Genomic DNA, 22,492 nt, shown 5'->3' with positions numbered 1-22,492 from the left:
CATTCTTATTTATGCTTAACAAACTAATTTCGGGTATATCTCTGATAACCCTCTGTTCTAACATAGTAGCGCAAAGCCCCGGACAGGGGCTGGCCTACTATCAGTCATTCGATAACCCGCAACCGGAAGCGATCCGGATGGCAGAAATTGCGACGCGGGATTCATCTTCCCTTTTTCTGGTACATACATCGTCTTACAGTGAAGGACTGAAAGGGAAAGCCCTCGACTTGACAGATGAAGTCGCTTACCGTATTCCCCTTTCCCTGACGACAAAAGATTGTCCGTCTTTCGACGACGGCCGTTCTTTTTCCTTGCAGGTCTGGGTTAAAACCAAGCCGGACGCTCCTTTAGGTACACCGATCATGACAAATGCCACCACCAAGGAACCTACCGGCTGGCGTATCGGCACACAGGAAAACGGAGCCTGGTACCTGAGCCTGAATGACGGAAAAAACAGTTACACCTACCAACCGACAGCACAGCGCCAGGCGATCAATGACGGAAAGTGGCACCAACTGACAGTCTCTGTAGACAAGACAAAGGGAGAAGTATGGATGTATCTGGACGGACGCAATGTCGCCATTTATCAGATCGAAGGATTGAAATCACTTGAAAGTAAATTCCGGACGATTATAGGAGGAAGCGACGAAGAGCAAGACTGGGAATGCCGGGGGGAATGGATGGCTTTCAACGGAAAAATCGATGAAGTGAAAATGTGGGACCGCCCGGTCAGCAGCGCGGAAGTACGAGAGAGTTACAAGCAGTTCTTTCCTTTATCCCCTCTTTATCCGTCATACAAACCCGACCGGTTAAAAGTACAGGTCTGGAATATATGGCACGGAGGACGCCGCTTTGGTAAACAGGTCGGTGTAAACCGCGTCATCGAAGTATTAAAAAAGGAAAATGCAGATGTGATCGGTCTGATCGAGACATACGGTTCCGGAGCAATCATTGCTGATTCCCTGGGGTATTATTTCTATCTGATCAGTTCCAATCTCAGCATCATGAGCCGTTATCCGATAGATGAAACGATCCAACTGTTCCGCTCATTCAATTCAGGAGGGGCACTCATCCGCATAAGTGAAGAACAACAGATTGCTTTCTACGATATCTGGCTCCATTATCTGCCCGATGTTTCGGACCTGAACAAAGGAAAAGCAGCCGTAAAGAAATATGAAGAAGATGAAGCACAAACCCGCATCCCGGAGATCAGGGAGATTCTGAAACAAATGACTCCCCACACTGCCCAATCGGCAGAAACCCCGGTCATATTGGTCGGTGACTTCAACTGCGATTCGCATCTGGACTGGAACGAACAGGCACGTCCCGCCCACCTGGGCGCTTTTGCCAAACTGGAAGTATCCAGACAAGTCCTCAACGAAGGTTTTACGGATAGTTTCCGCCACCTCTATCCGGACATTCTGCTGAATCAAGGGGCGACCTGGTCTCCCCTCATCAACCTGGGTTCCAAAAAACTAAGCTGTCTGCCCCAACGTATCGACTATATCTATTATAAAGGAGATAAACTTATCCCGTATCGTTCGGAAGCCCTCTCCCATCATCCCGTAGGCTGGCCGTCAGACCATGGAAGTGTAGTGACATCATTCTACTTTAAATAAAAGGCAAACTGCAAGTATTGCATATCACTACTGTCTTCTTTTCATATCACAGCTGGATTCCGTTTGTTTCACAGATGGATTTCTTTTGTATCACAGCTGTGATATGAATAGAAGATCAAGGGAAAATCACTCTACCCCGGAACAAAGTCATTGTATGTCCCAGGCAGCCGGCTAGATCCCAAAGGTAATTTTACTTTCCGGCCTTGTTCTTTTGAATAAATGCAGTAGGGATCATTCCGAACTCATTCTTGAAGATACGGGTGAAGTATGACTGGCTCTCGATACCAATCCGCTCCATCGTTTCACGGATAGACAAGTTTTCCTCTATCAGTAATGTTGCGGCCTTTCGCAGACGGTAACTTCTAATGAACTCGACGATCGATTTATCCGTCAACGATTTGACTTTCGCATAGAGTTTACTCCGGCTCATCGATAACTCGGAGGCAATGTAGCTGACATCCATGTCCGGCTGGTCGATACGGCTCTCGATAATCTCAATCAGACGGCTGATAAATTTATTATCCTGCTGGTTAGCCGCCAGTTCCCGGCTGTCAACGAAATAATTTCGGGCATAATGTTCTTTCAGGTTTTGCTGTTGCCTGAATATATTCTGCACAGTCAATTTCAGAAGTCCGAAATCGACCGGCTTTTCAAAATAAGCATCCGCACCGGAGTCCAACCCTTCCATCTGATTCTCTAATCCTCCTCTGGCTGTCAGCATAATGAACGGTATATGGGAATAGTTCATGTTTTCCTTTATCTCCCTGCATAAAGTGATTCCGTTTTTTACCGGCATCATAATATCACTGATGATAAGGTCGATTTCCATTTCTTCCACTATACCGGATGCTTCCGCCCCATTCCCGGCCTCGACAATTTCAAAAGAAGCACGAAGATGCCCTGCCATCAAACCGCGCAAATCCTCATTATCTTCCACCAAAAGGATTCGTTTCCTGTCTCTCAACAAGAAAGATTCCTGTTTATCTGATTCCTGATTATCGAACCGGAGTTCCGGTTCGATAAAATATGACAATGTCATATTTTTCGCTGATGCTTCATTTTCCAACAGTTCCGCAGCATCATACATTTCTTTATCCAGAGGAAACTGCACAAGCATTTCCGTTCCTTTGTTCCGTTCACTATAGATCGAAATGGCTCCTTTATGAAGCAATACCAGGCTTTTTACCAATGCAAGCCCGATTCCGGAACCGATATGAGCCTCCGTATCATCCGAATCGACTTTATAGAAACGTTCAAACACCTGGGCTATAGATTCGGCAGAGATACCGACGCCTGTATCCTTGACCAGAATACTGAAAGTCCGGACCAACTCCGGATTAGATTGTATTTTATAGCTGTTTTTAAAACCGGACCGGAAAGGTTCCTTATCCACCCGGGTCTCAACGACAATATGCCCTCCGTTACCTGTGTACTTGAAAGCATTGTTCAATAAGTTCATGATTACTTTCTCCATGATCTGTTCATCGAAGTAAACAGACGCAGATAAAGCCGGATCGCACTGAATCGTGTAGTCGATCTCCTTTTGCAAAGCATACTCCTGAAAATCAGAAGCAACCTCCTGAACAAAACGGTTGATGTTGGACGAATGTACCTTCAGCTTCATTTTTCCGTTCTCCACCGTCCTGAAATCCATCAGCTCATTAACCAGATTCAGCAGGCGGCGGGCATTACTGTTCAACAACCGGATATAATGATTGTTCCCGTACTGCTGTTGCATATGCTCGACAGAAGCCATGATAAGAGACAACGGAGTTCGGAAATCATGGGAAATATTTGTAAAGAAACGCAGTTGAGCCTGATGGTTCTCTTCCTTCTTCTTCATTTCCAGAGAATCCATATAAAGTTCCAGTTTCAGTTTTTTCTGATGATTGTAGTAATATAAAACAGTTCCTCCCAAAGTAAAAAACAGGAAACCGTAAATCGTATACGCCCACCAGCTAAACCAGGGAGCCGGCAACCTTCTGATCCGGATCGTTGTCGGAACATCATTCCATACCCCATCATTATTGGATGCCATCACTTCAAAAGTATAACTACCCGAAGGCACTTTGGCATAAGACACGATCCGGCTTGTGGCATCGATCTCTATCCAACGCTGATCGTATCCCACCAACCTGTATTTAAACCGATTCTTCTCCGGTATCAGGTAATTATCGGAAGACAACTTAAAACCAAAATTTATCTGGTTATAATCCAAAACGATCTCTCTGGTGGTAGAAATCGACTGGTGCAACGGCGAACCGGTTGAATCAGGTTTTACAATCGCATTGTCTATATAGAAATCGGTAATAATAGCAGTCGGTTTAAATTCACTGAGCAACACTTCTTTCGGATTGATAATTGTAAAGCCGTTGGTCCCGCCAAAATACAATTCACCGTTTTTCCCTTTCATACAGGCCTTCGGATAAAATACGATCCCCTGTATCCCGTCTTTTTTATCAAAACGGAAAAAAGTATTTTTCTCTATATTATATTTAAACAGGCCGTTATCCGTACCCATCCAGAGATCGTTATCATCATCCGTACAAAGACTGTAAATAGTGGATACGTCATAGCGTAAAATATCGTTGACGGAATAAAACCGGTTATTCTTCACATCATATCTAACCAACCCGCTCCCAACCGTTCCAATCCAGACATTCCCTGTTTCATCCAGACATAACGCCTGTGCCCTGAGGCTGTAGGCCGAATCCGGAGCAATTTTCCTGTACTCTTTAGTTCTGACGTTCATATAGTAGAGTTCCTCGTTATTGACTACCCATAAATCATCACCTTTCCCCCGGCAAAGATCCGAGATGGAACTATTGTTGTTGTCCCTTTTCGACATATAATGAGTAAAACGGTCCGTAGCAAACGAATAGAAAGAAATACCGGTCGACTGATAGCTGATCCATAGGCCGGAATCAGCTTCCAGTATTATCTTTCTCAAATCGTTGGTCAACATTCCGTTGTCCGAGCGATAATCTTTATTGAATCGTTTAAAAGTCGAGGTTTTGTGAGAAAAGCAATCCAGTCCTCCCCGGTACATGGCAACCCACAGGTTCTGCGACGGGTCGATGACCAGCGATTTGACATTATCGTAGGTTAAACTGTTTCGCGACGGATTATGGGTATAATACCTGAACTCCCCCGTTTTCTTATTCATCCGGTTGACACCGCCTCCTTCCGTAGCAATCCACAGGGATTCATCATCCTCAGCAAAACCACTTACCACTTTATGGTTCAAACCGTTTTCACGGGGACTGAATGTACGGAAACGGGATGTTTCCTGAAAATTGAGATAACATAATCCACCCGAGTAAGTACCTATCCAGACATTTTTCTGGGCATCTTCTTCTATCGTCCATACCGAGTTGCTGGGCAAAGTAAAAATATCCGATTTTGAATTTGTGAAATGGGAATATTCCTCCGTTTCCGGATTCATGATATATAATCCTCTCTGAGTACCAACCCAGACATAACCGTTTTTATCGACATATAAGGTTTTCGACGGAACATATTCGTTATTCAGCGTACAAAAAAAGCTGTAGTGGTTAATAATGGACAAAGTCTGATAATCCAGCTTATACAGCCCATAGCTTTCGGTCAGCACCCACAACTCAATTCCATGTTTTTTTATTTCGATAATTGCCTGATTATCCGGAAGCGCACAAATTTGCTCAAAAAGCATTTTATCATAGTCAAACCGGTATATCTCACCATTGGACGTTCCGGTAATAAGTTCATCCTCATCAGCACACAGGATTACGGCATTATACAATAAACCTTTTTCCGACTCCATTCCGAAAAAGGTCTTTTTCTCCACATCGAAAATGCCCAGGCTGGCACTTATCAGCCAGAGGTTCCCCCGGGAATCCGTTTTAATGTTCATCGTATTCGGCTTGAACATTCTTTTAAAAGAATCGGTAATCTTATCGTAAACGAAAAGCCCTTTATTGGTTGAAACGAACAAATGTCCGCGGGCATCCAGTTCCACATCCCGGAAGTACCATTTATCCGAGGTATCCAGCATCCTGAAATAAGAATAATATCTTTTAAACTGGTAACCGTCAAAACGAAAAAGATCGTTCTCCATGACGATCCAGATAAAGCCGTCACTATCCTGCTGAATAGACTTTACCCCATCATAATAAAAGCCACCCTCAGGCGACAAGGTGTGGAATTTGTAGTTTTTTATATTCCCCGCCAGAGCTGGCAAACTGAAAGACAGGCAAATAAATAGTATCAGCTTGTATAAAGTATGATTTTTTCTGAATCTAAACATCGTAATCCCTCATTTTGTATAGAAATAAAACTCCCCCAAATATAGGATATTCAGGGGAGAGTTCTTTATTCAGCTTCGAAAAATATACGGATGTAGCCTTTTTTTGACTTTTCATTCAGACGGATTCCGATACGGGAAAACTCAGGACCGTTTTCCTGTATTTTTTCCGGGATAATGGTATATCCTTTCGGAGATGATACTTCTATTTTTACATTGACTGTATGTTGCTTACCTGACAGTTTTATTGTATTGTCTCCCTTTTCCTGCCAGTCGACCAGTGTCGTAACAGCAGATTCAAAAGAGCCGGCCTGATCCAATTCGAAACGATCTTCTATCAGCAAACTACCTTTTCCGCTACGGTCAAACACAAATTTACGGGTATATGATTTCAGATTCGGACAATCGTAAGCACTCGTTAAGTCCAAGACATATTCATCACGGGCAGCCGTAAAATCCGTTCCGATGATTTCTGCCCGGTATTCTTTTCCGGCTCCCTGTAACGCCTGGTCTATCACTGCGACAGGATGGCCGAAAGAGGAAATCGACTTGAATGTATACCGTTTATCCGTCCACATCGCACCGGCATAATGATAAGGACCTCCCGGATCACCCGCCAGTGTCTCATCTCCTATGATAAGAGAATAACTTCCCACATCATTATGATTGTGATGTTCGGCATTATTTCCGCCCTTCAGGGCAACTCCCATCGAATGTGCTGTTGGATTTTCCGGACGACAAATCAACACACCAGCTTTGTCAAAGAACATTCTGATCGGTTGTTTTCCGGCTGTCTTTGCTGCACTTTCAGCATGGCTGGATGTCTGTAAGGCTGTATTCGGGAAAAGTAACATCGCAGTAAAAACCGAAGGCCGGAGCTCCCGGGTATCGATCTGATCATAAGCAGACAACCCCAATCCCAGATTATGGTTACAATACCATAAAATCAGCGGAGAGACAGTCGTTCCGATCCGGCAATCGGCAAAAGCCGGATAAGCACCGTTGATAATTTCGAAATTGATGCCATACATCGCTATCTTTTTCATCTTTTCACTCTTGAACAAGTCTATAGTGCCTTTGGTGCGCTGATACAACTGTTCCCGTAAAATGATGTAATGCTGGAACCCGTAATTAAAATATCCCAACCCTTCCGTACAATATCCGTCGTCCGTATATCCCAGCACACTGTTCTGTGAATAATATTCGGCTGCGGCAACAAACAGGGCACGTTCCTTCCTATCTTTTATAACCCCGACAGCAGCACTGGTAACCCCTGCCAGACAAACGGCATTCCAGTTATTCGTATTATTGAACCAGTTAAAAGTATATCCTTTCCCCGTTTGTAAAGCATCTTTAACCGGATTGAAAACACGGACATACATGGAGTCTATCACTGCCTGACCGGTTCACTGATCTTATCATCCAAGAAATAAAGAGTCTCTGCCAACTCATGGACAAAAGCTGCCGCAGCCAGGTCCACTTCATGTTTTTTCCCGTAAAACACGTTCAGATACGTATCGTGGGCCGGAAGTATCCAGGAACGATGAGAGATCAGGTCTTTTAGGGTCGATTCTATTTTAGGGACAAAACGCCCTTTATTCTCCATACATTCAGCCCAGACCAACGGTGCCAGACGTGATTTCCGGGCATTCAGCATTTTCTCGCCGGGAGGCCTGACCCCATTCTTCGAAAATTCCAGGTAAAGTTCATCATCCCACGCCGGCATTTCCGTATTCAAGACCTCCTCAGCCTTTTTCAATACAGAAGGATAGTCAATTTTATCTTTAATCTTTTCCCACTCCGCACGGTTGTGATAGGATACGCCAAAACCAGCAGGTTCTTCCTCCAGGTAACCGGCAATTTCATTGATCCGCTGCCGGTTATTCTCTTCAAAAGGAACACTTTTCGGTACTTGCGCAGCCAAAGCAAAAGGCTTCTTTTCTCCGGGTATCAGGCAAACATCTACACACTGCCGGGTATTTGCCGGAACTTCAAATTCGAATCCAACAAAGATAGTTCCTTTATTGGAAGCATCATACTCATGGGGAGATTCCGTACTCCAGGTCCTGCTCTTTATCGCAACCGTCCCTTCTGCTTGTATTGTCAGTTTCTTTCCGTCCATGACAAGTACAATGGTATGGTCATCAATGATCTGAGGGGTAGCGGCTGTCAGCAGATTCCACCGGATCGAAGCCGCCTTGTCATTCGTCCGGATTTCATCACGGATCAGGACATATTCGTTATTGATAATCCCGGCACCTCTTTTCAGGCTACTGACTTCCGTTTGGTATAAAGACGTAAGATCCATTGAAACAGACATCAGTCGGTCCTTCTCTGTAATATTTTCCACCGGGGCATGTCCTGCTATGATCTGTTTCTTTCCATTTACAGTCAATGTATTATGAGCCATATTGTTATAGCGGAACACATCCCAGCGGGGAGATTCCTGCGTCATATTCCACAGGTCAATACCTTTCGATTCCAGCGAATGATAATCCTGTGCCCCGAAATCCATTGCCCACCGGATGCCATCCGACTCCATCACAAAAGAGCCTATATCCATATGTCCATGGCTTTCTTTCGGGGTTCCTCCCTTCACACCCAGGTAAATAGCGTTATCCGATTCCCAGGAAGTCCGCATAATAGCAAGAGCACTTTTACCTTGTCCCGTATACATCCGTTCGACAGGAGTCGTGACGTCTTTAAACGAGAGATCCTTACTCCATATAAGCAACATGGGGAGATAACGGTCTTTAGTCAGACTGGGATCTTTTCTGACTTCAAGCGTTTTCAACTTATCCAGTTCTCTCCAGATAAGCGAAGGGGTATTCGTCTTTCCGGCAAACCAATACATAACCGGATTCACGACTGTGGAACTCCCGTTATCGGCAAAGTTAAAACATTGTAGACTGGCATGTTTTGATTCTGCAACACGTTCCAGCGATTTTGTGACAGCCAGTTTATTTACTGCTTTGGCAGTACCTTCCATATGTTGCATAAAAGAGGCTGTATTTAAAAATCCGGGGGCCTCGCAAAGGCCAAAATCCTTTTTCCAGATTGTTTCCAGCAGATCAATGAACAACACATTATAGGTCGTCCCATAAATCCAGTAACCGTATCCTTCGGGATAAGCCCCGTTATTCACATAGACGGTCATCGGTTTGCGTATCGACTCCAGGGCACGGTTTATCAGAGCTGCAGACTCCTCCGGTTGTAATTCATACAAGGCGAGTGCCCCAAAAGTAATGCCTCCATTACAAACCTGGTTCCAATTGTTATTGCCACCCAGCCAGCCATTATATTGTTTTTCCAGCGATGGCTTCAGACCCTTCTCCCTGATTGCTGCGGCAATCTGTTTCCTCGATTTTTCAGACAACCGGGGATATAGCCAATCATATCCGATCGACACGGCAGAAGTCATCTCCGCCACATCCAAAAAATGACTGGGATTCCAGTCTGACAGACCGGCCATTGCCAGCAACTCTTTTTCCGCCCGCAGAAAATAGGTATCCTCCTGCGTCAGACGAAAAGCATACGACAGGTAAAGAATCCTCCGGATAGCTTCACGCGAAGTATGTAAGATTCTGCGCCCTTTCTGGTTACGGGTAAGGACCGGTAGCGGAAGCATCCGGTCGCATTCCTGTATAATCTCGTTGTGCAAGGTTTGCAACAGAGGCTCGGAAGATATCTTATCCTTCAACAGTGTTTCTTCTCCCTTGGTTAAAAGAAGACGGGGGTGCTCCGGAACAACCTCATGCGAAGAGATCCCGGATAATGACTGTGCATGCAAGACTACCGGCAAAAGCAAGGCGATCAATAAGATATACTGTTTCATTTTTTCTCTATTTGGGTAACTGAATAAAAAGAAAGTGTACCGGTCTCGTAGGACATACGGAACACTTTCCATAATTTATTATTTCAACTTATACTCCGGATAAGCGTCGACCACATGCATAATGCCATTGGTCGGCTGCAAATTGGAAGTCACTACCGAAACGACCTTTCCCGAATTTACCACGTCATTGATCCGGACTTCAAACTTATTTTGTGCATCATTATTCTGAGGTCTCAGGCTCAGATACATGATTGCATCCGGATTCATGGTTTCAACTTTTACCGGTGTAGTTGTCAGATCCAGAGAATGATAACGTCCCTTTACAATATATGAATTCAGTAATGTCTTAATATCTTCTACTTTCATTGCCTGCAAACCGGAATAACGTTGATCTTTTAAATAACTGGTAAACGCCACATCGTTCAACAGAATGAAAGTACGGTCACTGGTTTCATATTCCTGCTGGTAACCGGCCAGTGTAATTGCGTCATACAGCAAAGACATATCCATATTTTTACGGCTTTCAATAAAAGCATAGGCCGACATATCCATAGTCAGTTCAACCGGACTGTATTCATATTCAAAATCCTTTTGCAGATCAAGTCCGAACAGGTTGCATGAACTGAATATTGAAGCCATGAAACAACCTGCAATTAGTTGGAATAGTATTTTTTTCATATCTGTATCTTTTTAATAATTACCATTTTGAACCAAATTCGCATTTTCCAGAATATTATTATAATATACCGGCCAGTAAAGCTGCCATTCATCTGTAAAGCGGGGGCATACGTCACCTGTTTGCGCTTCAATGTAATTTTCAAAATAATCGTTCATCACTTTCATCGCCCGGCCTGTACGGATCAGGTCAAACCAACGGCGTCCCTCACCCAACAGTTCCAGCTGCCTTTCCTGAAGGATAGCATCCTCCATAGCCAGAGTCCGGTCCGAAGCATTTGTAAAATCGTCCATCGTCTTCAGTGACAGTCCCGCCCGCTCACGGATCATATTCAGTAATTCCAGTGCTTCTTCCTGTCTCTGCTGCTTATTCAGCGCTTCCGCTCTCAGCAATAGAATATCAGCATAACGGTAAAAAGGAACATACTTTTCATTTGCTTCAATCACACGTTCACCCGGTTGCCATTTCCAGATGGATGCATCGCCATTCGGACTGGATATGTGGTTGGATGCATAGACAATCGTAGTATCGATCGTCTGATAACGGCGAAGGTCCACACGATATTCCTCCGTATTCCACAAGTTCTTCACTCCTTCCGAAGGTATCATCTGCGGAGCAGCTGTCCGGCACATCATATAGATAATCCAGTTCTGTTTATTATTCTGGTAAGACCATTTCATTGTCCAGATGTTTTCGCTGGTAGTACCGTCTGCACAAACCTGGGCAAATTCAGTCCCTTTGAGAAGCGAATAGCGTTTCAAATCCATCAGTTTCCCGGAGTAAAGAATTGCTTTGTCATAGTCACGCATCCACATGGCGTAATCGGTATAAAGGGCATACAAGGCACCGGGATTGAAACGGAACACATCATTCTGGCCTTCGTCCACTAATTTCACAGCTTCTTCCAGGTCTTTTCCCACCAGGTCCAACACTTGCGACTGAGGAGACTGAGTCGGTTTTTCAACATCAGCCAAAGATAAAGTCGGCTTTTCTACCAACGGGACATTTCCCCATATTCTCGCCAGATTGAAATAACAGAAAGCACGTAAGAAATAAGCCTCAGCCAAATAATTATCCTTCTTAATCGCAGTCAGTCCCTGCACATCAGGTATATAATGCAAAGCATAATTAACAGTAGAGATAGATTTATACCACACATTCCAATCAGCAGAGACATGCGATGAATTCAGTTTATTGGTATTGGCGGCATAGGTAGGCATACTGCTGGAAACCGTTGTTCCCACAAAGTTATCGGAGCGCATCTCAAACCAGGTCATATAATTACCGGCACTGTTCTTATTATAGTTTGTCTGGAAATCCGCATAAACAGAATTCAATGCGGCACGGACATCATTATCAGTCTGCCAGAAAGTGGAAGTTGCAATATCACTCACGGGGTCCACATCCAGAAAATCATTCAGGCAAGAGGTGAACAAAAGAGTCGACAAGAAAACTGCATATATCTTTTTCATCTTCATATACATTTAAAAGTTAACATTTACTCCGAACAGAATATCTTTTGCCTTCGGATAGGAGTTATTATCATAACCTACGGCAAATCCGCTGCTTGGTAATTCAGGGTCGAAACCGGAATAGTTCGACCAGGTAAAGAAGTTTTGCATCATAGCTGATACGCTCAATGATTCAACACCGATCTTTTTCACGATATTTTTAGGCAATTCATAAGCCAGACGGATATTCTTCAAACGGATATACGAACCATCCTCGATCCAGAGACTGCTGGCAAAGCGGGTATTATCCATGACTGCCGCACCATTTGGTTTCGGGAACTTGGCTATATCGCCGGGAGCTTTCCATGAATTAGCGATATTAGCTGGGTTACCGCGGGTGATAGCCGACCATTTATGTTCCGAACGGCTCTGCTCGTAAGCATTGAATACATCTCCGCCTATGGCAAAGGAGAAGAACAAAGAAAGTGTGAATCCTTTATACGTAAAGTCGTTATTGAAACCTCCGATCACGTCCGGCTGTCCGCAACCCAGTACCTGACGGTCTTTGGCATCGATGATACCGTCCTTATTGACATCGTCCCACATAACATCACCGCCTTTGAAAACATCACCGGCTGCCGTATTATAACGATACTGTTTGATCTCGCCGTCATAAGCCTTGCCATCCAGTTCATAGCCGGTAAAGCGGTCTTTTTCATCAAATATCGGAGTAAGCTGTTTCCAGTCGGGGGTAAAGGCATTCGATTCATCATACGGGAAAATAGCATTAGCTTTCCATCCATACATAGTTCCTACCGCATATCCCTTATCCAGGATATATACCGTATTGATAAACTGTTGTCCGCCCTCCGGAATGGAAACGATCGTATTCTTATTGAACGAAAGGTTCAATGAGGTATTCCACTGGAAATCTTTCGTTTTAATATTGGTTGAATTCACCGTTATTTCCCATCCTGTATTTTTTACATCGCCAATATTCTGATAAGAACTGCTGAAACCGGATGTTTGCGGTAATTTAACCTGATAAAGAACATCTGAAGTCTTTTTGTTATAATAATCAGCTATCAATCCGATTCTTCCGTCCAGGACAGAGACATCGAGACCGATATTGTACTGCTGCGTCTGTTCCCATCCCAGATTCCTGTTCTCTAACTGGTTCGGATAAATACCCGGCATATCCGCATAGAAATTTGTTGTGTACAATCCCAAAGAAGAGAAATTTCCGGCAACCTGGTTACCCGTTACACCATAACTCAGTCGTAATTTGGAATCGCTGACTACCGGTTTCATCCATTTCATAAAAACTTCATCCGAAAATCTCCATCCCAATGAAGCTGACGGGAAAAAGCCCCAGCGTTTATCCGTACCGAAACGGGAAGAACCGTCGTAACGCAAGTTTGAATTAAACAGGTACTTACCTTTATAACTGTACGAGATACGTCCGAAGAAAGAAGCCAGCCGGTTCGCAGTCCAGGTCGCTTTCGTATTGGTCATATCCACACCACCATAGGCATTTGAAATTTCAATGGCGTCACTGATATTATCGACAACGGCCAGTTTCGTCATTTCCGTTTTAAATTCCTGAAGACTGAAACCTCCCAACACGGTTAACGCATGGTCTTTATTGAACGTTTTATTATAAGTCAGCACATCTTCATGTGTCCAACTGGTTTTCGTATCGTCCTGGTTGGTCGATTTACGACGTCCGTTCACATCCAGGATAGCCGGACGGAAGCTCTGGTATTTCTGTAAATTGATACTACCGGCAATACTGGCTTTAAACTTCAGTTCGTCCAAAATCTTGTATTCCAGAAACTCGTACAGGTCCAGATTGTATATCTTATAATTATTCTTTCCGACCATACTTTCAGCCAAAGGATTACTACGGCTTGCCAGAATCGGGGTATAACTGCCGTCGGGTTCTATCACATTATAGTTGGCAGGACGCTGAAGGAGACGCGACCGGGATTCACTGGTCGACCTGCGCTGGTTGGAAATAGTCAATGCCAGACGATTACCGATAGTCAGACGCGGAGTCGCGTTGTAATCGGCATTGATACGAGTTGTCAAACGTTTATTAAAGGTGTTGACCTGAATACCCTGCTCTCCCAGATAACCTGCACTGACAAAATATTTCAATTTCTTTTCCGCACCGGAAACGCTGACATCCACCTGGTTTGTCCACGCATGCCTGAACAACAAATCCTGATAGAAATTGTCAGCAGTCATGGACGGGTTCAAAGAGTCGCGGTTGGCGATCGTCGTATAATTGCCGTTCAGGAAATTACGTAAAGTTTCATATTGGATACCTTGCAAGCGGCTCATCTGGGCCAGTTTTTTACCTATCCGTGACTGTTTCAATGAATAATTGGCAGAAACTTTTGCTTTTCCTTCCTGTCCCTGTTTGGTAGAAATAATGACAACACCATTGGCAGAGCGGGAACCGTAGATGGCAGCAGAGGCGGCATCCTTCAAGACCTCGACGGATGCTATGTCACGCGGATTGATATTATCGATATTCGAAACTTCCATTCCGTCAACAATAAACAACGGATTGGAGCCGCCGTCACTCAAAGTGGAGGTACCACGAATACGGAATGTAGCGGCAGTACCCGGTTCGGAAGTACTCATAATATCCAGACCTGAGACTTTCCCCTGTAGGGCAGACGCAATGTTTACAGGTTCATTGGACTGTATATCCTTATCACTTACAGAAACGATAGAACCGGTAATATCCCTTTTCTTCATCGAACCGTAACCGACAACGACAACTTCATCCAAAGCCTGGGAAGATTCTTCCATACTTACATGGATAATTTTCCGGCTATTGACATTGACCGTTTGTGTATTATATCCCAGGAACGTAAATTCCAAAACACCGGTAGCCGGCACCTGGATCGAATACTTACCGTCCATATCGGTCATAGTACCGGTTTGTGTTCCCTTCAATACGATATTGACGCCGGCCATCGGACCCAGTTTGTCGGTGACTGTACCGGTGACTTGTATATTCTGAGCAGAAAGGACAGTCCCAATGCTAACAAAGAGCAACAGGAGCAAAAACTGTCTGTATTTATTAATGTGGTTCATTGTATACTGAATTTAAAGTGATTATTCTTGTTTCGTTGTTACAGAGACCGTATAAGTGGCAGTCTTCTTGCCATCTTCCGAAGTGACTGTGAATTGAACAGGTTCTGTAAAATCATAGGCCTTTCCATCCGGTTTGTCAAACGAGGCATTAAAAGACTCTGGAGAAAGTTCAAATTTCGGAACCAGTTTTGTCAGATCTGTGTTTGCGGGCACCACAAGAGTCGCAGTTTTGTTATTCTCATTACAAACCGCTTTCACCGGTTCTCCCGTTTCCGGGTCTGCAACAGCAGGGATAGCAACAGAATACAATTGACAGGCCGCATACTTGTACGTCATATCCAGAACCACTTCATAAACGGCTTTTTTCCCGCTTTCCGCTACAACCGTATATTCAATGAGACCAGCGGAAAAATCGACAGCCTCCAGGCTTTTGGGAGTGACACTCGTCCAGGGAGCCGCCACAATCTCCGGACGAATCTCCTTCAGGTCCAGATGTGAAGGCAGCTTCAACGTAATTGTTTTTTTACTCTGGTCGATAGTAGCAATGTGCTGTACAAAAACATTGCCTCCGTTCTGGGCAGGGTTCAATGTAAAGCGAACAATACTACGCATGTTGGATGGCGGATAATCACTAAGATCTTCACTGCCACAACCAAAACCGATAAAGATAAGGCACAGAAACGTGCTTAAATAAATACTTAGTTTTTTCATGTGTCGAATACAACTAAAAAGGTTAAACATCTATTATTTTATTTTTCTCTCTCTGCGAATTTATACATCTCGGATGCGACCATCAGAAAAGCACCGCTGCCATATTCCTGGTTATCCGCTGCCTTTACATTTTCAGGACTAGCGCCGATAGCCTGTACATATCCCAATTTCCCGTTTTCATCTATACACTCCAGCAAGGCAGTCCATGCCCGGCGTACTTTAGTCATATAAATATCCCGAGACAATAATCCGTTATTAATTCCCCAGATCATGGCATAAGTGAAAAATGTGCTGCTGCTGGTTTCTTTTACGGGCACTTCTTCCGGATCCAGAAGACTCGCACGCCAGAGTCCGTCCGGTTGCTGAACAGATGCTATTTTTGTTATCATTTGCATATACAGTTCCTCATAATCCTTATAAATCGGACTCTTTTCCGGAATCAGCGATAAGAGTTGGGCCAACCCGCCTACCACCCAGGCATTTCCCCGTCCCCAGAATACTTTCTTTCCATTGGTTGTCAATGCATTGAAATAACGCTTGTCCCTAAAGAAAAGACTATCATCTTTACTATACAGAAAATCAGTTGAATCCCAATACATTTCTTGCAGATAGTCGTAATATTTACCATCACCTGTTATAGTAGCCAGACGGGCCAGCACCGGCGGTTCCATATATAAGGCATCGCACCACCACCAATCGACACGACCGGGTTGAGGGTCAGCGATCAGACTATCTATTGCTTCCTGTATCCCGTGAAGCATCTTCGGTTCCTTCTCTGCTTTATAGGCATCCAGATAAGCCTGCCCACAGGCCAGATCGTCTGCATGGCGGTACCGGCGTCCTCTTTTCCAGTTCCATCCATCCGCCCATTTCTTTGTCTGTTCCAGATAGGCCGGATCAGCAGTTGTCTGATACGCATACATTATACCGGAATAAAAGACAGAACGGGCCCACTGTTCCTGTTCCGCATTTATATCTACCGGATGGTTAACCTGCCATCGGAAAACATCGAGCATTTTCTCTTTAATAAATGCTTTTGAATAAATATCTTCTTCAGCCGATTTCTTTTCTCCAGAAAAAGAGCAGGAACAAAGCTGGATTGTTAATACACTGACAAAAACAAATTTCAATTTCATGATTTGCGATTTAGGTGATTTTTAGTCCAAAAGTACAGGGATAAGGAAAAGGTCTTTTGTCCGAATAAGCATCCTTTTGTCTCTATTTGCCTTTTACACAGGAAAAAGCAGAAAAAAACGATTTGCACTAAATTTGAAGACAAATGAGCAAAAGCTCTCTTATTGCCATATTACCCGTTTATATATATCTTTGCACCCCAAATCAACAAACAGAAAAAGATTCATGAAACGACTGACTGTATTTTGCCTGTCGGCCTTGCTGACGGGAACTACTTTTACCGCTACTTCGCAGAAGACGTTAATTCCTAACAATACGGAAGTATTCAAACTGTCGCTCGAAACTCATGGTTCTTATAACGAAGCGCTTTCCGGGGAAACCGAACGCGACCGTTTTCTGTTGAATGATTTCAAGGTGGAAGCGACCGGCACCGTCCTCCCCTGGCTTTCCTATGCCTACCGCCAGGTGCTCTGTTACCGGAATGAATGGGTGCGTGCCAACGGATTCGGTTCTTATATCGAGAATGCGTGGGTGAACTTCCAACTCTCCGAAAAATTCTCCGTCACTGCCGGAAAGCAGGATGCTGCCTGGGGTGGGTTCGAATACGACGAATATCCTTACCGGATTTACGATTACAGTGATATGAATGACTGGATGGAATGCTATTTTACAGGAGTCGCCGTCAGCTATGAACCTACCGGAACACAGGAGATCTGTGTACAAGTGACGAACGGCAACGATAACCGCAGCAAATCTCCTTCTTTCTATAACCTGGGATGGAACAGCAGCTATCTGGATGAGATGTTATCTCTTCGTTATTCCGTTACAGCCGGACAACAGGCCAAAGGGAACTGGATGTGGATGGTATGGGGCGGACAGCAGGTGGAAGCCGGAAAATTCCTGGGATATTTCGATGTGATGTACACCCGGGGCAAGATGGACCCGATGGGATTGCTGGCCGAGCAGTTCGAACCCGAAGACGAAGAGAACGGGGCTTCAATAGGAAATACGAGTTATCTATCGCTGGTCGCCCGTTTGAATTATCAGATCCATCCGAAGTGGAACCTGTTCGTAAAAGGGATGTACGAAACTGCATCCGTATACAAGGCTAACGGTCCTTACGAGTCGGGTAAATACCGTACCGCCTGGGGATATCAGGGAGGGGTCGAGTTCTACCCGATGGGAGACGACAACCTGCATCTTTTCATGACAGGTACCGGACGGGCTTACAACCTGACAGAAAAAGCAAAGGCGTTCGATGTCTTTGCAGAGAACACCGGACGCCTTTCCGTAGGGTTTGTTTATAAGATTCCTTTATTTTAAAACTGTAGCAACAACGAATCTCCTGCCTCCATCTCTACTGTCAACATACCGTCGATAACCGGTAAGGAGGCTGGTTTCTGATTCATTTTAATACTCATATTAGAAGATTCGGCAGGCAGTTTGATGCGGAATGTTCCCGGAACAACGGCTTTAAGTCCGGCTTCCGTCATTTTTCCTTCTGCCCATTTAGCTGACACTTCGCCACCACCCTGAACTTTGAGTCCTTTGAAACTACCGGTCTTCCAGGCTGTAGGCAAAGCCGGAAGCAACTCGATATTTCCGGTCTGGCTCTGTACAAGCATTTCGGCAATACCGGCACAACCTCCATAATTGCCATCGATCTGGAACGGCGGATGCGCACAGAACAGATTCGGATAAGAACCGCCTCCATTCACCATATTCGTCGTTTTTTCCACACAGGGACGCAGCAGGTCGACCAACAGTTTATAAGCATGGTCGCCATCATGCAAACGTGCCCAGAAATTGATCTTCCAGGCCATCGACCAACCAGTACTCTTATCACCTCGTGCTTCGAGTGTCTTACGGGCAGCTTCCGCCAGTTCGGGGGTATGCTCCATAGAGATTTCATTTCCCGGATAAAGTCCATACAGGTGGGAAACATGACGATGATGCGGTTCGACTTCTTCATAGGGTTCAAGCCATTCCAGGATACGGCCATCCTTACCGATCGTAGTCGGCATCAGACGGGAACGCTTATCCGCCAGTTCCTGACAAAAAGCAGAATCAACTCCGAGGATATTGGCAGCCGCAATCGTATTGGTAAACAGCTCACGGACAATCTGATTATCCATAGTCGAACCGGCACAGATATGTATAGCTTTGCCGTTCGGCATACGGTAAGCATTTTCAGGCGAAGTGGTAGGAGCCGTTACCAAATAATTATTTCGCGGGTCACGAACCAACATATCCGTAAAAAATAAAGCAGCACCTTTCATCACCGGATAGACCTCTTTCAGATATTCTTTATCCAGTGTATATTGATAGTGGGTAAACAGATGTTCGCATAACCAGGCGGCAGACGTATTGGTCGCTCCCCAGGAAGGATGTTCGCCCGGAGCAGTAAATTCCCATACATTACCCAGGATATGTGTCACCCAGCCACGTGCATTATAAAAGACTTTGGCTGTACGTTCTCCACTTTCTACCTGCTGTTTCGTCCACTCGATCATCGGGAGATGCAATTCGGAAAGGTTCGTTACTTCTGCGGGCCAGTGATTCATCTGGAAATTGATATTCAAATGATAGTCGCCGTTCCAGGGAGTATTGATCGTATTACACCATAATCCCTGAAGATTAGGAGGCAATGAACCGGTACGGGTTGACGAGATCAGCAGATAACGCCCGAACTGGAAATAAAGGGCCCCCAGCGACGGATCGTTCTGATCCTCCTGGAAAGCATGCAAACGTTCATTGATCGGCATCTCATCCCTTGCGGAACGACCCAGGTCCAGATCGACCCGGTCGAACAGGGAACGATAGGCATTGACATGCTCCTTTCTCAAGGTGGAATAATCTTTTCTTTCCGACTCGGCCAGCAAAGAGAACAGTTGGTCTTCAAATCCTTCGTTCTTATAATTAGTCACCATACTCACCAGAAGGATGGCTTCGGAGGCATTCTGAACGGTTAATGAACTGTCCCCGGAGATCAGAGAACCGCCTTTAGGCAGGAGAACCCGTACACGGGCGCCATATTTAATACCTTTCATTTCCAGCGTATCCACGCCGTCCGGCAATTGTCCTTTCATCAGCAAGTCCTTTCCGTCGACCGACAAGGCATAATGTTCGGGACGGTTCATCCCCACCGTAAAGTTAAGCGCCTTATCGGCATCTGCCATCAAATGAACCACACCCAGATCACCGGAGAAAGAGGTAAACGACTCACGGCTGTAATTCACTTTTCCCTTGCGGAAAGAAGTAGAGGCTATCGCATCGTTCAGATTCAACTCACGACGGTAAGCGGCTACGGAATCGGAACCGTCTACATATACATAATCCAGCACCAGATTTCCCAGCAACTGGTAACTACCATAGGGAACATTGGCACCCTGTCCTTGACCGCTACCAGCCCCTTTACAAACAAAGGTGCGATACATCAGGTCCTGTGCTTCGTCGTTTTTCCCTTCAAAAAGCAGACGGCGTATATTTGCCAACGACCAGACGGCCTGCGGGTTATCCGTATCCTGTTTGCTTCCGGACCACATGGAAATTTCATTCAACAGGATGTTTTCCTTATTGATTCCACCGTCGGGCATCATTCCCAGCCGGCCATTTCCCAATGGCAGAGTTTCCTCCCAGATGCGGGCAGGTTCATCAAAGTGATAAGCGATCTTATTGGCTGTTTTTACTTCTGCCATATCACAGGAAGCCAGCAATACCAATAAAGCAACAATAGAAGGACGAATTATTTTCCGTCCTATTTCCTTTAATCGAATCGAGTTCATAGTATTATTAATAAAATTATAATTCAAGCGGTATCAGAAACTTTGCATGTCACACAGCCTCTTATAATAGCCATTCAAATCCAGCAGTTCTTCATGACGGCCACGTTCAACGATCTCACCTTCATGCATCACACAGATCTCGTCTGCATTACGAATCGTGGAAAGACGGTGGGCAATAACGATCGTAGTACGGTTACGCATCAGGTTTTCCAATGCTTCCTGCACCAGGCGTTCCGACTCCGTATCCAATGCGGAGGTTGCCTCGTCGAGGATCAGGATCGGCGGGTTTTTCAGGATGGCGCGGGCGATACTGATACGCTGACGCTGTCCGCCGGAAAGTTTACCGCCCCGGTCACCGATATTGGTATTGTAGCCATCTTCGCTCGCCATGATAAACTCATGCGCATTTGCGATACGCGCGGCTTCCTTCACCTGTTCCAATGTCGCTCCTTCCACTCCGAAAGAGATATTATTGAAGAAGGTATCATTGAAAAGGATCGCTTCCTGATTCACATTCCCCATCAGGCCGCGCAAATCGTAGAGGGAGGCATCGCGGATATCCGTTCCGTCAATAGTAATGCTTCCCTTATCCACATCATAAAAACGTGGCAGCAGATCCACCAGCGTACTTTTACCGGAACCGGACTGGCCAACCAATGCGACGGTCTTTCCCTTAGGGATTACCAGGTCAACACCTTTCAACACCCAGTCATGCTGGTATTTAAACCAAATATTGTTATATCGTATTTCCTTATTCAATTCTATCTTCTTAGGATCAGCCGGATCATTGATATTACTTTCAGCTTTCAAGATCTTATCGATACGATCCATAGAAGCCAGCCCTTTCTGGATGGCATAAACAGACTTACTTAAATCTTTCGCCGGATTAATAATACTATAAAAGATAACCAGGTAATAAATAAATGTGGAGGCATCGATCGTGCTATGGTTACTCAGGATAAGCGTACCTCCATACCAAAGAACGATGGCGATAGTAGCCGTTCCCAGAAACTCACTCATCGGATGCGCCATCTGCTGTCGGCGATAGATACGGATGGTGGTCCGACGGAATCGGTCATTACTGCTCTCGAAACGAGCCTGTATTTTCTTCTCGGCATTGAATGCTTTGATAATGCGCAAGCCGCCTAAAGTCTCTTCGATCTGGCTCATCAAGCCGCCCCATTGTTGCTGGCCTTCCAGCGATTTACGTTTCAGTTTCTTCCCTACCTGTCCCATCACATAACCCGCCAAAGGCAACAGTACAAGGACGAAAACAGTCAGCTGCCAACTGATAACGATCATACCGATCAGATAGATAATGATCAGGATCGGATTCTTGAACAACATATCCAGGGAACTCATGATGGAGGTCTCCACCTCGTTCACATCGCCGGAGACACGGGCAATGATGTCCCCCTTGCGCTCTTCCGAGAAAAATCCCAGGGGGAGTTCAGTAATTTTCTTATTGATCTGGTTACGGATATCACGAACAACCCCTGTACGGATAGGGATCATCGTAAAAAAAGCCATGTACATCGTACCCACTTTCAGGAACGTAGAGATAATAAGGAAAGCACCTAAAACGATCAGTGTAAATGAGCCTCCCTCTTTTTCAATCAGGTCGCTGACAAACCAGAAGAAATTGTTCTTTATCAGTTCGGGAGTACCTTTCCAGCTTTCCCAGGTCCAGGGATCAAACACCCAGGCTTTATAAGAATAAACATCATCATTCAGTTTGAACAATATATTCAATATCGGAATAATCAGGGCAAAAGAGAACAGATTCAGTATGGCGGATAAAATATTGAACACAATGTTCGACACCATATACTTCTTATAAGGAGGCACAAAACGCCGTAATATGCGTATGAAATCTTTCATGTTTATT

12 protein-coding genes are annotated in these 22,492 nt (G+C 44.9%); 2 read left to right on the top strand and 10 right to left on the bottom strand.

Going from position 1 to position 22,492, the window contains the following annotated elements:
• Window positions 1–11: 11 nt before the first annotated feature.
• A complete protein-coding gene (locus DWW91_RS20990) occupies window positions 12–1,619 on the top strand; it encodes a LamG-like jellyroll fold domain-containing protein (RefSeq protein ID WP_122328842.1) in 1,608 nt (535 codons plus the stop codon).
• 190 nt (window positions 1,620–1,809) lie between these two features.
• On the opposite strand, the gene DWW91_RS20985 is transcribed toward DWW91_RS20990, so the two are convergent.
• The 8 genes from DWW91_RS20985 to DWW91_RS20955 all read right to left on the bottom strand — a co-directional run bounded on the left by DWW91_RS20985 (window position 1,810) and on the right by DWW91_RS20955 (window position 16,821).
• Window positions 1,810–5,904: a hybrid sensor histidine kinase/response regulator transcription factor gene (locus DWW91_RS20985; RefSeq protein ID WP_122328841.1), complete on the bottom strand. Its 4,095-nt coding sequence runs from the start codon at window positions 5,902–5,904 to the stop codon at window positions 1,810–1,812.
• Between the two features lie 65 nt (window positions 5,905–5,969).
• Window positions 5,970–7,295 (bottom strand): heparinase II/III family protein, encoded by a 1,326-nt coding sequence (locus tag DWW91_RS28170; RefSeq protein ID WP_233584543.1) that lies wholly within the window; start codon window positions 7,293–7,295, stop codon window positions 5,970–5,972.
• Window positions 7,292–9,736 carry a heparinase II/III family protein gene (locus tag DWW91_RS28165; protein ID WP_233584542.1) on the bottom strand — a complete coding sequence of 815 codons (2,445 nt, stop codon included), beginning with the start codon at window positions 9,734–9,736 and terminating at the stop codon, window positions 7,292–7,294. The genes DWW91_RS28170 and DWW91_RS28165 overlap by 4 nt, the downstream gene beginning before the upstream one ends.
• 78 nt (window positions 9,737–9,814) lie before the next feature.
• Window positions 9,815–10,414 (bottom strand): fasciclin domain-containing protein, encoded by a 600-nt coding sequence (locus DWW91_RS20975; protein ID WP_122328840.1) that lies wholly within the window; start codon window positions 10,412–10,414, stop codon window positions 9,815–9,817.
• A 12-nt stretch (window positions 10,415–10,426) separates the two neighbouring features.
• A complete protein-coding gene (locus tag DWW91_RS20970; RefSeq protein WP_122328895.1) occupies window positions 10,427–11,884 on the bottom strand; it encodes a RagB/SusD family nutrient uptake outer membrane protein in 1,458 nt (485 codons plus the stop codon).
• A 12-nt stretch (window positions 11,885–11,896) separates the two neighbouring features.
• Window positions 11,897–14,974: a TonB-dependent receptor gene (locus tag DWW91_RS20965; RefSeq protein ID WP_010800610.1), complete on the bottom strand. Its 3,078-nt coding sequence runs from the start codon at window positions 14,972–14,974 to the stop codon at window positions 11,897–11,899.
• A 21-nt stretch (window positions 14,975–14,995) separates the two neighbouring features.
• Window positions 14,996–15,685, bottom strand: a complete 690-nt coding sequence (locus tag DWW91_RS20960; protein ID WP_228100070.1) for a DUF5018 domain-containing protein — start codon at window positions 15,683–15,685, stop codon at window positions 14,996–14,998.
• 38 nt (window positions 15,686–15,723) lie between these two features.
• On the bottom strand, window positions 15,724–16,821 hold the full coding sequence (locus DWW91_RS20955; protein ID WP_122328839.1) for a glycoside hydrolase family 105 protein: 1,098 nt from the start codon (window positions 16,819–16,821) through the stop codon (window positions 15,724–15,726).
• Between the two features lie 223 nt (window positions 16,822–17,044).
• On the opposite strand from DWW91_RS20955, the gene DWW91_RS20950 reads away from it, so the two are divergent.
• A complete protein-coding gene (locus DWW91_RS20950) occupies window positions 17,045–18,142 on the top strand; it encodes a porin (RefSeq protein ID WP_122328838.1) in 1,098 nt (365 codons plus the stop codon).
• Here DWW91_RS20950 and DWW91_RS20945 read toward each other — a convergent pair.
• The gene (locus tag DWW91_RS20945) at window positions 18,139–20,517 is read right to left on the bottom strand and encodes a glycoside hydrolase N-terminal domain-containing protein (protein WP_370449605.1); all 2,379 of its coding nucleotides are present in this window, start codon (window positions 20,515–20,517) and stop codon (window positions 18,139–18,141) included. The two genes, DWW91_RS20950 and DWW91_RS20945, sit on opposite strands and share 4 nt — an antisense overlap.
• A 120-nt stretch (window positions 20,518–20,637) precedes the next feature.
• The gene (locus DWW91_RS20940) at window positions 20,638–22,485 is read right to left on the bottom strand and encodes an ABC transporter ATP-binding protein (protein WP_122328836.1); all 1,848 of its coding nucleotides are present in this window, start codon (window positions 22,483–22,485) and stop codon (window positions 20,638–20,640) included.
• Window positions 22,486–22,492 lie beyond the last annotated feature (7 nt).

This window comes from Parabacteroides sp. AF17-3, assembly GCF_003635445.1.
Lineage (GTDB): Bacteria > Bacteroidota > Bacteroidia > Bacteroidales > Tannerellaceae > Parabacteroides > Parabacteroides goldsteinii.
This window is presented reverse-complemented; position numbering and strand designations above follow the sequence as displayed.

What these genes read in the sequence shown, in the direction of transcription:
- DWW91_RS20990 (WP_122328842.1), top strand. Translation starts at nt 12, where the DNA reads ATGCTTAACAAACTAATTTCGGGTATATCTCTGATAACCCTCTGTTCT.
- DWW91_RS20985 (WP_122328841.1), bottom strand. Translation starts at nt 5,904, where the DNA reads ATGTTTAGATTCAGAAAAAATCATACTTTATACAAGCTGATACTATTT.
- DWW91_RS28165 (WP_233584542.1), bottom strand. Translation starts at nt 9,736, where the DNA reads ATGAAACAGTATATCTTATTGATCGCCTTGCTTTTGCCGGTAGTCTTG.
- DWW91_RS20975 (WP_122328840.1), bottom strand. Translation starts at nt 10,414, where the DNA reads ATGAAAAAAATACTATTCCAACTAATTGCAGGTTGTTTCATGGCTTCA.
- DWW91_RS20970 (WP_122328895.1), bottom strand. Translation starts at nt 11,884, where the DNA reads ATGAAAAAGATATATGCAGTTTTCTTGTCGACTCTTTTGTTCACCTCT.
- DWW91_RS20965 (WP_010800610.1), bottom strand. Translation starts at nt 14,974, where the DNA reads ATGAACCACATTAATAAATACAGACAGTTTTTGCTCCTGTTGCTCTTT.
- DWW91_RS20960 (WP_228100070.1), bottom strand. Translation starts at nt 15,685, where the DNA reads ATGAAAAAACTAAGTATTTATTTAAGCACGTTTCTGTGCCTTATCTTT.
- DWW91_RS20955 (WP_122328839.1), bottom strand. Translation starts at nt 16,821, where the DNA reads ATGAAATTGAAATTTGTTTTTGTCAGTGTATTAACAATCCAGCTTTGT.
- DWW91_RS20950 (WP_122328838.1), top strand. Translation starts at nt 17,045, where the DNA reads ATGAAACGACTGACTGTATTTTGCCTGTCGGCCTTGCTGACGGGAACT.
- DWW91_RS20945 (WP_370449605.1), bottom strand. Translation starts at nt 20,517, where the DNA reads ATGGCAGAAGTAAAAACAGCCAATAAGATCGCTTATCACTTTGATGAA.
- DWW91_RS20940 (WP_122328836.1), bottom strand. Translation starts at nt 22,485, where the DNA reads ATGAAAGATTTCATACGCATATTACGGCGTTTTGTGCCTCCTTATAAG.